The following is a 13,110-nucleotide window of genomic DNA, read 5'->3' on the forward strand; positions in this document are numbered from 1 at the left end:
AACCGGGGGGCGTATACAGTTCATGTCTGACACTGCCCCTGTGGGAGCGGGCTTGCTCGCGAAGGCGGTGTATCAGTCGACATCATTGTTGGATGTCAGACCGATTCGCGAGCAAGCCCGCTCCCACAATGGGTTTGCCGCCAGGCAAGGGGTACGGTGTCAGCTCCCTTTCTCGCCTTTCTCCCGCGAAGGGTCATACACCCGGGTCAAGTCCCCGCCGAGGCGGAAGGTCTTGAACGGTTGCATTTCGTGCTTGCGTTCCAGCACGTCCTCCGAGCAGGTGTAGAGGCTGCAGAACGGTTCGAGCCAGGCGAATTTCGAATCGACCTTCAGGTCCTTCATGTCCTGCTCTTCGCCGTTCTTCTCTTCGAAGATGTCCGGGTCTTTCACCCCGGCCAGCACCCGGTCGCCCAGGCGCTTGAGCGCACCGTTGTTTTCCTGGCGCAGGTCGACGCCGTTGACCTGGGCGAAACTGGCGATCATCGCCAATGGCGGCAGGGCGTAGTTGTGGTAGGACAGGGCCCGTTGCTTGCGCTTGAGTTCGTTGGGCAAATAGCCTTCGGCGTCGACTTGATTGACGCCGACCTTGTATTCCTTGACGGCCCAATCGAACAGGTCGCGGCGGTTGGTTGCCACGGAGGTGGCCATCACCGACCAGGCAGCCCAGTAGGAATGGTTGTTGATCTTGTCCAGCGGCAGGTTGTCCCAATCGCTGACCACCTGGTCGGCCATCCGACTGAACCAGCCTTCGATCAATTGCGCCTGCTCCGGGTGATTGGCCAGCGGACGGGACTCGGAGAACTTCAGGCGCACATAGGCCGAAGCCATGCTGCCCAACGCCCATTTGCGCATGGACTTGCCAGTGTGGTTGAAGTCCTTGGACATCAACGCATCGGCCTGGGCCCAGGCGGTCAGCCAGTTCAGCGTGCATTCCAGTTGCTCGGGGCGGCCGTCACGCATGAACTGCATCACTTGCTTGCTGACGCCACGCTCGATCTTGGTGATGTCGGCGGTGCTGTCGCGGAAGGCTTTTTCCGATTGCACGTTCAGCGTTGCGCGGGCCTTGTCGGAGCCCTCGTACTTGCTGCGAAATTGCAGGGAACCGGTGTAGGGCGTCGGCGTGGCGTCGCAGCCTTTGGCCGCTTCGCCGGTCTTGACCTTCTCGATCGGTGCGAAGTAACCCTGTGGCGGGCGCAGCGGGGCCGCCGCCTGCGTGGCCCCGGCGAACATCGCCAGGGTCAGCAGGGAGGGCGCCAGCAGCGTTTTCAACGTTCGGGTGCGCGTGGTACTGGTCATGAGACGAGACCTCATTGTCCGATTTGAGCCGTTTGTTGACCGGCTTGCGGAGATGCGTTGCGTTTGCAGACTTTCGCTTCCACTTGCAGTGGCTCCTTGCCGGCTTCAGGCCCCTGGACCTCTAGAGCCAAGAGGTTCTGGGAGGCCCAGTCCTCGTCGGTACGCAATTGGAAGGCGAAACGTCCGTCGGTGTCGGAGGTATTCGGTTTTTCGATCTTGATGTCCTCGTGGCGCCCATTCATGTACCAGAGGGTGGCTTGCAAGGTTTTCACCGAGGTGTCGGCGAAGCGGATGTCGACCTGGTGGCTGCCGTTACGCAGATCCATGTTCTGGCTGTTGACCATCAATTCGTTCTTGCCCGGCTTGAGCTTGGCCTTGCTGCTCATCAGGGCCGGCTTGCCTTCGCAACCGTTGTTGTCCAGCAGCGCCATCATCTGGCGGTAGATGGTTTCCTGGTCCAGGCGATACAGCGGCGAGAATTCCCAGATGAGAATCTTCGGCGGGTTCTTCTGGAACTCTTCGCTGCCCAGGTACTGGATCATCGCGCCCTCGAAACCACCGCCGGGGAAGGCGACGTTGAGGATGTCGGCGCCGATGGCTTCTTCCAGGAAACCGGCAAAATTGTAGTTCTTGCCGCTGTGACTGGTGCCCACGAGGGTGATCTGCGGGTTGCCGGAATCGCCGAACAGGTCGCCGTCGCCGGCCTCGCCCTTGGGTTCGGTGGTGAACTGGTCCATGTACTGGATCGCGTAGCTGGTGCCGCACAGCTGCCCGGCCATGTTGTGCAGGGTGCCGGTCTTGCCCATGCGGCCGGACTTCTTGGTCTCGAACTCACGCTTGGGGATGTCGGCGAAGGCCGGGATCTGCTTGACCTTCTCGGCCACGACCTTGGCGGTGCGCTGGGCGCCGTATGGGGTCCAGTGCTGGTCGCCACGGAAATAGAAATCGTGGGCCGGCAGGGTTTCGGGCAGGTTTTCGTTGGTCAGCGGCGACAGGTCCGGCACCACATAACCCATCTGGGCGAAACGGCCGAGCATGGATTTGTAGTTGGCCAGGGCTTTCTCATAGTCGAAAGCGGCTTTTTCCTGCGGGTTGAGCTTGTTGCGGTTCACCAGGCCCCGGGTCGGCTGGTAGACGAGCACCAGCTCGACGCCTTTGGCCTTGAACGCATCGTGCAACTGCTGCAGGCGCTTGTAGCCGGCCGGCGTGGTGTTGAATTCGGTGCGCAGGTCTTCCTGGGTCCGGAACAGCCAATCGCCCTGGGCTTGTACCAGCGTGGTGAAGTTCTGCTGGTAGCGCGTGGTGTAGTTCTTCGCGTCATGGGCCGCCGGGCACAGGTTGCAGCACGGTTCGGCGGTGAAGCTCGGTGCCTTGACTTCATCGGCGCGCGCGCCACTTGCAGCGGCGAGAATGCCGGCAGTCAGGGCGGACAGGCCCAAAAGTTTGATCATCTGTGGGTTCATAAAGGTCATCCTCAGTCCCGCATTTCGGTCTGGCGTTCGACAGGGTCGATCAGCACGGCTTTCTGCTGGCGCACCAACAGGTCGAGAATTTCATCCTGGCGCTCGCCAAGGATCCCCGTGAAGCTGATGCCGCTGGATTTGGTCGGCGCGAGCATGGACACGCGGTACAGCTCAACGCTCAAGGGCGAGTCAATGGACAATGGGCCGCTGCCATTGGCGGCGAGTTCGCCACCCACCACGATCAATGACACTTCGGTATCGAACGGGTCGAGCTTGATGTCCCGGTCGGTGTCCGACAGGTCTTTGATGTGGCCGTAGAGACCGGTCAGGCCGTTGGCCATGGACACGTTTTCGTAGAGGCGGATGTTCACGCTGTTACGAATCCGGATGCCGTGGCGGCGGTTGCTGATCACTTTGTTGCCCCACAGCAGGTTGTCACCACTCTCGTACAGCGTGATGCCGTCGGTGTGGTTCTTGTAGATCTCGTTGTAAGCGATCAGGTTGTTCACGCTGTTACGGTCGATCACCAGGCCCGAGAGTTTGTTGTCATAGCTGCGGTTGTTGAAAATGAAACTGTCGTTGACCTCACGGGAAATAATGATCCCGTGCTTTTTCTTGGTCCCGTAGACGGTGTTGTCGGCAATGATCAGCCGATGGGAACGGTCGTGGGGGTCGATGCCGTAGACGATGTTGTCCTTGTAGGTATTGCCCTTGACCACGAAGTCGTTGGTTTCGTAGCAGTAGAAGCCGTACCACATGTCCGAGAACTCGGAACCGATGATCCAACCGGTCGGTTCCGGGCGCTTGAGGACCTTGGCCATGTTCGGCGTGTACTGGGAAATACTCACCCCGTACGACTTACTGTTGGCGTAGCCGAAACTGGCCATCTTGCTGTTGACGATGTAGGTCTCGGTGCCGCCCCAGGACAGCAGGAACGGACGGAATTCATTGGGCGAGCGGAACGTGGCAGGGCCGTTTTCCTTTTCGCGCCAGCCGGTGACCTTGGTGTCGCGGATGAACATCCGGCCATCGTTGATCAGGAATGCGCCGCCCTCCTGGGACAGGCGCAATTCCTGGGTTTGCTTGTCGATCTCAAGGATGCCTTTCTCGCCGACCACAATCGGAATCCTGGCCAGGAATACGCCTGGCGAGGTTTCGCTGAGGTACTGCTTGGGCACCTTTTTGACCAGGTCCTTGAGGTTCATGTAGCCATCGTCGATGAAGATGGCCTGTGGGATGCCGCGCTGGCGCACCACCCACTCGGCCATCTTGTTGTCGCCGCCGATGAAGTCCTTCAAGGCGTTTTCCTGCATCATCCGGCGCACGCTGATCTTGCCGGGCTTGCTGCGCACGATCTTGGCCGCGACCGCTTCGGGCGTATAGCCTTTGAGGTCGGGCAGGGTCGGCGCGGCCAGCTCCAGCGGTGCGGTCGGCGCGCTGCTGACGGTGTAGGTCTTGGCTTGTTGCAGTTCCTTGGCCACGTTGCCCGGCTTGACCACCGGTTCAACGTTGGCGAACGCCGGCGAGCCGGCCAGCAGCATCGCTGCGACCAACAGGCTGATCGAACCTTTCATCGCCTGGCTGTTCCTGAGGTAGCGGTTCATATCGGGCACTCCCATGGCCATTCGCATCAGAAGCGCCAGATCACGTCGACAAAGGCGCGATGCATGTACGAATCGACCTCTTTGCCGTAGGCGTCGCCTGGCTTGAACACGCCGCCACGAAAGCGCACCAGCGCCGACGGCTCATCAATGGACTGACTCAGCGCGGCCGGCAGCAGGCCTTGCTTGAAGTACTTGGTAACGACGAGGTCGACTTCCTGGCCCAGGTCCTTGTCGCCATCACGCAGCGGCAGGGTCGAGGTGGACAGGATCGCGCCGGTCACGTCGTCGGTGTTGTTTTCCACGGCGTTGATGCCGTTGCTGCCCACCGGCTTGTTGCCGTCCACGCGCCAGAACTTGTGGTACACAAGGCTTGCGTCGTATTCGTCACGCAATTGCCAGGAACCGAACAGGCTGGCGCTCTGGGTGTTGGCCATTTCGCCGCGGAACGCTTCGCCGAAACGGTGCACGCGCGAGCGGGTGCCGGTGAAGTTCGAGCGGTTGCTTTGCAGGCCGTTCTGCTCGTAGTCCTCGCTGGCGCGGGCATAGGCCGCACCGACTTGCCATTGCGGGTCCAGACGCAGACGGATACCCAGGTCGGTGGCCCAGCCGTCGACGTCATCGCTGTGCTTGGCTTCTGTTGGGCGCGTGCCGTCGGCGTTGAGCGGGTTGACGGTGTCGCGGTCGCCGGTCATGCCGGTGAGGCTCGCCCAGTAGTTGACGGTGTTGGTGTTGCGCCAGTTGTAGGCGTCGCTGTTGGCTTCCAGGCCCAGCCAGGTCAAGTCACCGTTCTCGGTCTTGTCCAGGGTGTCGGTGGCTTCGCCCGGGGTCGGGTAATCGAGGCTGCCGCTGTCATGGGAGTGGTGGGCACGGATCCCGGCCCACTGGCCTGGCATCCACTGGTAGCCCACGTCGCCGTAGACGTGCATGCGGTCCTTGTCCTTGGGGGACAGTTCCTTGAGGTCGGTGCGGTATTCGCTGAACCGTTCGGCCACGCCGAGGTTGGCCCGCAGCAAGGTGGTGTCGAAGGTCCAGTTCAGGGCTTCGATGTTGGTGTCGCGCCATTGGCCGTCGTCGTTGCGCAGGCGCTGGCGACCGAACTTCAACTGCTCGCCCGGGTAAGGGGTCAGGCCACGGTAGCCGATCCAGAACTCGCGCATGGCCAGGTAGCTTTTCTTGGCTTCGCGATCACCGCTGTCGGTTTGCTGGGTGTTGCCATCGGACTGCTGCAGGGTGTCGGTCTCGATGATGTCGCTGGACGTCACGGCCTGGGCCATGGCGTAGGCGCTCCAGGCGCCGCTTTCGCTTTCGCCGTAGACCCATGGACGCAGGTCCAGGCCGACACCGTTGACGTCGCCACCGCTCTGGGTGCCGAGGTCACGGTCGTCTTCGGACTGGCCGGTGATCTTCACTTCCAGGCCGAAGTTCTTGGTGTCAGTCAGGGCCGCCAGGGTCGGGCTGGACCACAACAGGGCAAACGACAGGCCAATACCAGCCTGTACAAAAGGATTGAGCTTCAAAAGCTTCATAGAGGTTCCTCGCCGTCATCTTCTTTTAGGGCTTGCAGTTCAAGCGTATCGGGGCTCATTGCGCCGCGAATGGCCTGCTCTTGTTGTAGCAGGCGTTGCGCTTGTGCAAGTTGTTCCGGCGGTAATTGTGCTTCGAGGGTTTGGGCAAGCTCGGTGGCTTGCGGGGTGTTCTGCGCCTTGGCCAACTGGCTGAACACATACGCGTTGACCGGGTTGGGCTTGGTGCCCTTGCCCTGGGAGAACAGCTGGGCAATGGCGTAGTCGGCGCTGTTCTGGCCGTTGCGGGCGGCCTTGAGCAGGTGGTCCAGGGCTTTTTGCGAGTACACCTGGCCCAGGTAACCGCGGCGATAAATCTGGCCGAGGTAATAGTCGGCGGCCACTTCACGGCCCACGGCTTTCTGGAAATGCGCCTCGGCGACCTTGGCATCGGCCGGGACCCACTTGCCTTCGTAGTACAGCTTGCCCAGCAACAGATCAGCGCGCGACTGGTCGGCGGCGCGGCCGTTTTCCAGGTACTGCATCATCTTGTCGACGTCACCCAGTTCCGGGAAGTCGTAGAGCAGTTGCGCCAGGCTGACCCAGGCAGCGGGGTAGCCAGGGGCGATGCCTTCGAGCAGCGATTGGGCGGTCTTTTCATCGGTCTTGCCCAGGCTGGCATCGGCCAGGACGCGGGCGACGCTGTCCACGCGCTGGGCGGAAACGACGCCACGGGCGTGGCCGTCCTGCATTTGCTTGAGCAGCGCGGCCTGCTGTTCCGGCTGGCCGCGTTTCTGATAGACGGTGGCCAGTTCGACGTAGCAGATGTCCGTGGTCGCCAGCGCGGCCTTGCAGACTTTCTCGACTTCATCCAAGTGCTGGTCGTAGGTGCCTTGGGTGCGGTAGAGCAGGATTTGCGCCAGGCCCGCTTCCGGATAACCGGCGCTGCGCCATTGACTGATCTGCTGCTGGGCGTTGACGTTCGGGAAGCTGTGGGGATATTGCAGGTACAGCATCGCCAGCGGGATCAGGGTGTTGCCTTCGCCGTTGGCGAAGGCTTTCTTCAACAGGCCTTCGGCTTCGTGTTTTTCCGCTTCGGTGGAACCGGGCTTGGCCACCAGCAGGCGACCCAGGCGCGCCTGGGCCCGCGGCGAGATGTCGGCCGCGGCGCGGTAAGTCGCCTCGGCTTTTTTCATCTGTTCGGGATCGCGGCTGTCCACCTGGATATCGGCCAGGCCTACTTGGGCTTCGCTGTAGCCCAGGTCGGCCAGTTGCTGGTAGTTCTGCTGCGCCAGCGCCGTGTCGCCGCGCTTGAGGGCTTCGTTGGCCAGGCGTTGATCGGGCAGGCCGGCGCAACCGGCCAGGCTGACGGCCAGTGCCAAGGCACACAGTGTTCCCATCTGGGAACGAGCTTGCGGCATATCATCCTGACCGCGTGGATCCTTTCGCGAGCAGGCTCGCTCCCACAGGGTCTGTGGGCTGTTCAGGATTTTTATAATGGTCACGGGCATATCCTCGACTTAAATACCGACGGCCATGGCTTTGTCGATCAGCCAGTTCAGGTTCGGGCCACGGTCGCTGGTGACTTCTACCGGACGGCCGGCCAGCGCGCTGTCCAGGGGTTCGTCAGGCTGGATCAGCACACGGATATCGGAGGACAGGTCGGCACTTTTCAGGCTGGTGCTGCTGACGATCTTGCCGGTACGGGTGGTGTCTTCGCCGGCGACCTGGAAGCTGACCGGCGTGCCTGGGCGCACGTCGCCGAACTGGCGATAGGAGAAACGCGCTTCGACGTTGGCCTCAGTGCCCCGTGGAACCAGTTGGAAGATCACGTCGCCCTTGCTGGCGTACTGACCGTTGGCAACCAGTTGTTGGGCCACGATGCAGTCGCACGGCGACGTCAGGGTGCCGGTCATTTGCTTGCCGAACAGCTCTTCGACTTTGGACGGCTGCAATTGGTTGTCGTCCAGGTGACCCTTGAGCACATCGAGCATGCTGGTGCTGAAGGTCGCCAGTGGGGCGCCCTTGGCGGCCACGCCGTCGGCCTTGACCAGGCTCTGCACAGTGCCGTCGCGCGGCATGGTGATCGCCATGCCCGGTACGTTCACCAGGCCTGCCTGGGCGTGGCTGACGAAGTACATGCCATACACCGACTTGAAGATGAACCCGAACGCCGCCAGGCCAACGATGAAGATCCCGAGGCTGAAGGTCACGGCGCGCAGGCGACCGAAGGCGCTCATGCCGCCGTTGTCGTCTTTCTGCTTGCGAGCCTTGGTGAAGTTGTCGCGCTGCAGGGTCGCCAGCACGTCGCCGACGCCGACGATGTCGCCGGCCAGGTGCGAGGTGATGATGTGACGCAGTGTCGAGATGTCCCGCGGCTCCAGGTTCTGGAATTGGCAACCGGTACGGCCGGTCTCGCGGTCGTAGGAGCGGATCTGCAATTCCACGTCCATGGCCAGGCCAAGGTTGTCGATGACGAATTGCAGGCGAGCCTTGTAGGTCTCGCCAATCTTGAGCGGCAGCTGGCCGGCGTTGAAGCACAGCCCGCCGGCGGACAGGTCCAGGACCTTGACTTCCATGGGCGTGCGGTCGGGACCGAAGAAGCGCAGCTTGGCCGGGATTTTGACCCGGGCGTGTTGGCGCTGGGCTTCGGATTCATGCACTACGTTGACATTCACGGCGGTGTTCATAGGGGCGATTTCCTAGTTAATTCATTCAAGTCCGGTCAGACCATCGTCAGCAGCACGGCGACAAAAATGCTGCCGGCGGAGAAGGTCATGGTCCGAGACGACCAAGTGTTGAACCAACGTTGAAAGCTGGCGAGATCACGGGTCAGGTGGGTGGGCTGGCGAGTCCAGGACTGCTGGTCGAGGCGGAAGAACACGTAGATCTTCACCAGGGCACCGACGATCTGGTTGTAATAGAGAATCGCCGGGTAGGCAGGGCCGATCTTGTGTCCGGAGCACGACAGCAGCAGGGTCAGCAGGAACCGGGTGATGCCGATCCACAGCAGGTACACCAGGATGAACGCGGTGCCGTACTTGAAGCTGGCGATCAAGGCCACGGTCAGGCCCAGCAGCGAGGTCCACATCGACACCCGTTGGTCGAACAGCACCACCGAGGTGAACAGGCCCAGACGCCGCATGCCCAGGCCCAAAGCCCGGGAGTTCTGCCGCAGGTTGTTGCCGTACCAGCGGAACATCAGCTTGCGGCTGGCCTTGATGAAGCTCTTCTCCGGCGGATGCTCGACGGTGTTGATCGCCGCATCGGGCACGTAGAAGGTGTCGTAGCCCAGGCGCATCAGGCTGAACCAGCTCGACTTGTCATCGCCGGTCAGGAACTTGAAGCGGCCCAGGCGCCAGTGTTGCAGCGAGTCGCTTTCCACATCGGCGATGAAGTCCGGGTTGGTGACCACGGTGGCGCGGAATACCGACATGCGCCCGGTCATGGTGAGCACGCGCTTGGACAACGCCATGGAGCACATGTTGATGTGCCGCTGGGCGAAGCGCAGCTTGTGCCACTCGCTCATGATGTAGCCGCCGCGCACTTCGCAGAACTCGTTGGTGGTCAAGCCGCCGACATTGCCGAACAGTTGGAACCACGGCACGGTCTTGCGCACGACGCCTTCGGCGAGCACGGTGTCGCCGTCGATCACCGCCACCACGGCGCGGTCGTCCGGCAAGTGACGGGAGATGGCGCGGAAGCCGAAGGCCAGGCCGTCGCGCTTGCCGGTGCCGGGAATGCGCACGAAGTCCAGCTTGACCCGCGCTGGCGGGTTCATGCGGGCCCAGAGGCTCTTGACCAGCAGTTCATCGGACATTTCCACGATGGAGCAGACCACGGTGGTGGGCAGCCCGCAGTCGATGGCCTCGCGAATAACCGAGCTATAGACCTGGGCCGTAGTCAGCGCGTCGATCCGGAAGCTGGTGACCATCAGGTACACATGGGACGGATCCGCCGCCTTGCCCAGCTTGCGGACCTTGCGGCGCAGGTGCGGGTAGACGATGTACAGGAAGATCATGCCGCGCACGAAATGCGTCGCTCCCATGGAGTAACGCCAGATGCCCACGGCGCCGATCAGGAAGATGAAATCCTTGGATTCGGAGTCGAACGTGGACGTGGGCAGCGCCATGGCGATGCCCATCAATAAACTCATGTAAAACAGCCAACCGGCGGCCTGAAGCAGGCCGTGCTTTAGCCTGTGCATAATCTGCATCCGTCTCTATCTCGGGCGGGCCTTGTGGGCGGCCCGATGGGTTAAGGCAGGCGAAAGGCCGGCCAGGGCATGCCCCGGCCGGCAAACAGACTTACCAGCAGATGCCTTCGGTCCGGCCACTCGGGTTGGTGGCCTTGGACATGAAGCCGACCAGGTCGATGACCTGCTTGCCTTCCGGTACGTTTTCGGTCAGCGCGCGGAACTTCTCGTCGCGGTTGCCCAGGATGATGATGTCGGAGCTGTCGATCACCGAGTCGAAGTCGGCGTTGAGCAAGGACGAGACGTGAGGAATCTTCGACTCGATGTAGTCCTTGTTCGCACCGTGGACGCGGGCGTATTCGACGTTGCTGTCGTAGATCTTCAGGTCGAAGCCCTTGCCGATCAGCATTTCCGCCAGTTCTACCAACGGGCTTTCACGCAGGTCGTCGGTGCCGGCCTTGAAGCTCAGGCCCAGCAGCGCGACTTTGCGCTTGTCGTGGCTGGAAACGATGTCGAAGGCGTTCTGCACTTGGGATTCGTTACTGCGCATCAACGAGTTGAGCAGCGGTGCTTCCACGTCCAGGGCGCCGGCGCGGTAGGTCAGGGCACGAACGTCCTTGGGCAGGCAGGAGCCGCCGAAGGCGAAGCCTGGACGCATGTAGTACTGGGACAGGTTCAGGGTCTTGTCCTGGCAGACCACGTCCATCACTTCACGACCATCGACGCCGACGGCCTTGGCGATGTTGCCGATCTCGTTGGCAAAGGTCACCTTGGTGGCGTGCCACACGTTGCAGGTGTACTTGATCATCTCGGCAACGGCGATGTCCTTGCGGATGATCGGCGCGTCGAGTTCTTCGTACAGCGACTGCAGAACGTCGCCGGAAGCGGTGTCGAACTCACCGATCACGGTCATTGGCGGCTGGTCGTAGTCCTTGATCGCGGTGCTTTCGCGCAGGAATTCAGGGTTGACCGCGACACCGAAATCGACGCCGGCTTTCTTGCCGGAGCAGTCTTCCAGGATTGGGATGACAACGTTTGCCACCGTGCCCGGCAATACGGTGCTGCGAACCACGATGGTGTGGCGGGTGGTCTTGTCACGCAGGACAAAACCGATCTCGCGGCACACGGCCTCGATGTAGTTCAGTTCCAGGTCACCGTTCTTTTTGCTGGGTGTGCCGACGCAAATCATCGACAAGTCAGTATCACGAATGGCTTCGGCGAAGTTGGTTGTACCGCGCAGTCGGCCTGTTTGAATGCCTTGCGCCAATAGCTCGCCAAGACCAGGTTCAACGATCGGCGATTTGCCCGCGTTGATCATGTCGATTTTGTCTTTGGCGACATCTACGCCAACTACATCATGGCCCCGTGCAGACAGGCAACCGGCACATACTGCACCGACGTAACCCAAACCAAATATGCTAATGCGCATCGCATTTACCTCTGTTTTTCACGCCATTAAATGGCCGGAGTTAATAGTGTTCAGCGGTCATCGTGCACTCGGAAGTGTGGAATGCAGGCGCCACAGTGCCGTGTGCAGGCATACTAAGTTCCGAGTGTCTAAATAATTGCACTCAAGTTGTGCGCAAAGCGGCCTAGTTGTTATGACCTGCCCTGTTATGCAGCCAGTCCTCGTTGTCGGGAACGCTCGTGCAAAGGTCCTTCACTTCCAATCCCTGGCGAAAAGCCCACAAAATCAGAAGCTTGTGTGCTCGGGTGAGCACGTTATAGGGGCGCAGCCTTGGCCTTGTAGGGGATAGTAATGGTGCGTTATCTCCCATCCTTTAAGGGTGGATCCAATTAGACGACCGTTTCGCTAAGTTGTCGTGACAACTTGGTTAATCCGTTCGACGTCCTGTGTAAGTTATCTCCTACAGATCTGCGAAGAATCGTTACGGGTGGTATGAGCCGTGCAATTTCACATAGTTCCGATCCGCTCATCGCGATTTTCGAAATTTTTCGAAATATTATCGAAGATGGCACTGCTCTCAAGATGATGGCACTCGCCGTTTTGGCCTTTATAAATGGGGAGTTAATGAGCTGAGATATTTTTGTGCCACTACCGATGAAAAAAAACGGTGCCACTACGCAAAAAACTGACGAGTGTCGAGTGAAAGAAAAGTTAGCGGGGGAGTGGGGCGATTTATTGACGCCATGAAACTGACGAAACAGGCGAGGAACTAAGATGACAGATCGGGGCTTGATCGAAGCCCCCGATCAGAGAGCGATATAAGGTGATGCCTTATTCGGGGGCGTGATCGCGCAGGAAGACCAATTTGTTCTGGCTCGATTGCTCGGGGTTGAAACGATAGCCTTGCACGTCGAATTGGCGGAGTGCCGCAGGGTCGTTGATCCGTTCCTCGATCACGAAACGACTCATCAGGCCCCGGGCTTTCTTGGCGTAGAAGCTGATGATTTTGTACTGGCCGTTTTTCAGGTCGCGGAATTCGGTATCGATGACGCGCGCTTTCAGTGCGCTGCGCTTGACCGCCGAGAAATACTCATTGGAAGCCAGGTTCAGCAGTATGTCGTCGCCCTGGTCGGCCAAGGCTTCGTTCAGCCATTCGCTGATACGCGTGCCCCAGAAGGCATACAGGTCCTTGCCCCGGGTGTTGGCCAGCTTCGTGCCCATCTCCAGGCGATAGGGTTGCATCAGGTCCAGTGGCCGCAACAGGCCATAGAGGCCGGAGAGCATGCGCAAGTGTTGCTGGGCATAGTCGAAATCGGCTTCGCCAAGGCTTTGCGCATCGAGGCCGGTGTACACGTCACCCTTGAAAGCCAGCAGCGCCTGCTTGGCGTTGGCCGGGGTGAACGCCGGTGTCCAGCTGCCGAATCGCGCGGCATTGAGGCCGCCGATCTTGTCGGAGACGTGCATCAGCTCGCTGATCTGTGCCGGCGAGAATTCGCGTAGCTGTTGGATCAGTTCCTGGGAGTGATCCAGGTACTGCGGCTGAGTGAAACGCGCGGTGGCCGGCGGTGTTTCGTAATCGAGGGTCTTGGCGGGGGAAATCACCATCAGCATGCAATCGTCTCCTTGAAGGTGCGGCGATTCT

General features: G+C 60.6%; 9 protein-coding genes. All 9 read right to left on the bottom strand.

Annotation, left to right across the window (positions count from 1 at the left end):
• Positions 1 to 159: 159 nt before the first annotated feature.
• The 9 genes from M1D99_RS06145 to yaaA all read right to left on the bottom strand — a co-directional run bounded on the left by M1D99_RS06145 (position 160) and on the right by yaaA (position 13,079).
• A complete protein-coding gene (locus M1D99_RS06145) occupies positions 160 to 1,296 on the bottom strand; it encodes a mannuronate-specific alginate lyase (RefSeq protein WP_458131519.1) in 1,137 nt (378 codons plus the stop codon).
• An 11-nt stretch (positions 1,297 to 1,307) separates the two neighbouring features.
• On the bottom strand, positions 1,308 to 2,759 hold the full coding sequence (locus M1D99_RS06150) for an alginate O-acetyltransferase (RefSeq protein WP_186705144.1): 1,452 nt from the start codon (positions 2,757 to 2,759) through the stop codon (positions 1,308 to 1,310).
• A gap of 11 nt (positions 2,760 to 2,770) precedes the next feature.
• On the bottom strand, positions 2,771 to 4,363 hold the full coding sequence (gene algG / locus M1D99_RS06155) for a mannuronan 5-epimerase AlgG (RefSeq protein ID WP_434574432.1): 1,593 nt from the start codon (positions 4,361 to 4,363) through the stop codon (positions 2,771 to 2,773).
• A 26-nt stretch (positions 4,364 to 4,389) separates the two neighbouring features.
• Positions 4,390 to 5,880 (bottom strand): alginate export family protein, encoded by a 1,491-nt coding sequence (locus M1D99_RS06160; RefSeq protein WP_411387551.1) that lies wholly within the window; start codon positions 5,878 to 5,880, stop codon positions 4,390 to 4,392.
• 5 nt (positions 5,881 to 5,885) lie between these two features.
• Complete coding sequence (algK, locus tag M1D99_RS06165; RefSeq protein WP_458131520.1) at positions 5,886 to 7,370, bottom strand: alginate biosynthesis TPR repeat lipoprotein AlgK; 1,485 nt, start codon at positions 7,368 to 7,370, stop codon at positions 5,886 to 5,888.
• 15 nt (positions 7,371 to 7,385) lie between these two features.
• Entirely contained in the window at positions 7,386 to 8,555 is a 1,170-nt protein-coding gene (locus tag M1D99_RS06170; protein WP_434574434.1) for a PilZ domain-containing protein, read from the bottom strand.
• Positions 8,556 to 8,590: 35 nt separating this feature from the next.
• Positions 8,591 to 10,072 carry a mannuronan synthase gene (alg8, locus tag M1D99_RS06175; protein ID WP_411385554.1) on the bottom strand — a complete coding sequence of 494 codons (1,482 nt, stop codon included), beginning with the start codon at positions 10,070 to 10,072 and terminating at the stop codon, positions 8,591 to 8,593.
• Positions 10,073 to 10,172: 100 nt separating this feature from the next.
• Entirely contained in the window at positions 10,173 to 11,489 is a 1,317-nt protein-coding gene (locus M1D99_RS06180) for a nucleotide sugar dehydrogenase (RefSeq protein ID WP_053124910.1), read from the bottom strand.
• Between the two features lie 810 nt (positions 11,490 to 12,299).
• Positions 12,300 to 13,079: a peroxide stress protein YaaA gene (gene yaaA, locus M1D99_RS06185; RefSeq protein ID WP_186705148.1), complete on the bottom strand. Its 780-nt coding sequence runs from the start codon at positions 13,077 to 13,079 to the stop codon at positions 12,300 to 12,302.
• Between the last annotated feature and the right edge of the window lie 31 nt (positions 13,080 to 13,110).

This window comes from Pseudomonas sp. R3-41 (genome assembly GCF_054161485.1).

What these genes read in the sequence shown, in the direction of transcription:
- alg8 (WP_411385554.1), bottom strand. Translation starts at nt 10,072, where the DNA reads ATGCACAGGCTAAAGCACGGCCTGCTTCAGGCCGCCGGTTGGCTGTTT.
- M1D99_RS06180 (WP_053124910.1), bottom strand. Translation starts at nt 11,489, where the DNA reads ATGCGCATTAGCATATTTGGTTTGGGTTACGTCGGTGCAGTATGTGCC.
- M1D99_RS06150 (WP_186705144.1), bottom strand. Translation starts at nt 2,759, where the DNA reads ATGAACCCACAGATGATCAAACTTTTGGGCCTGTCCGCCCTGACTGCC.
- M1D99_RS06145 (WP_458131519.1), bottom strand. Translation starts at nt 1,296, where the DNA reads ATGACCAGTACCACGCGCACCCGAACGTTGAAAACGCTGCTGGCGCCC.
- algG (WP_434574432.1), bottom strand. Translation starts at nt 4,363, where the DNA reads ATGAACCGCTACCTCAGGAACAGCCAGGCGATGAAAGGTTCGATCAGC.
- yaaA (WP_186705148.1), bottom strand. Translation starts at nt 13,079, where the DNA reads ATGCTGATGGTGATTTCCCCCGCCAAGACCCTCGATTACGAAACACCG.
- M1D99_RS06170 (WP_434574434.1), bottom strand. Translation starts at nt 8,555, where the DNA reads ATGAACACCGCCGTGAATGTCAACGTAGTGCATGAATCCGAAGCCCAG.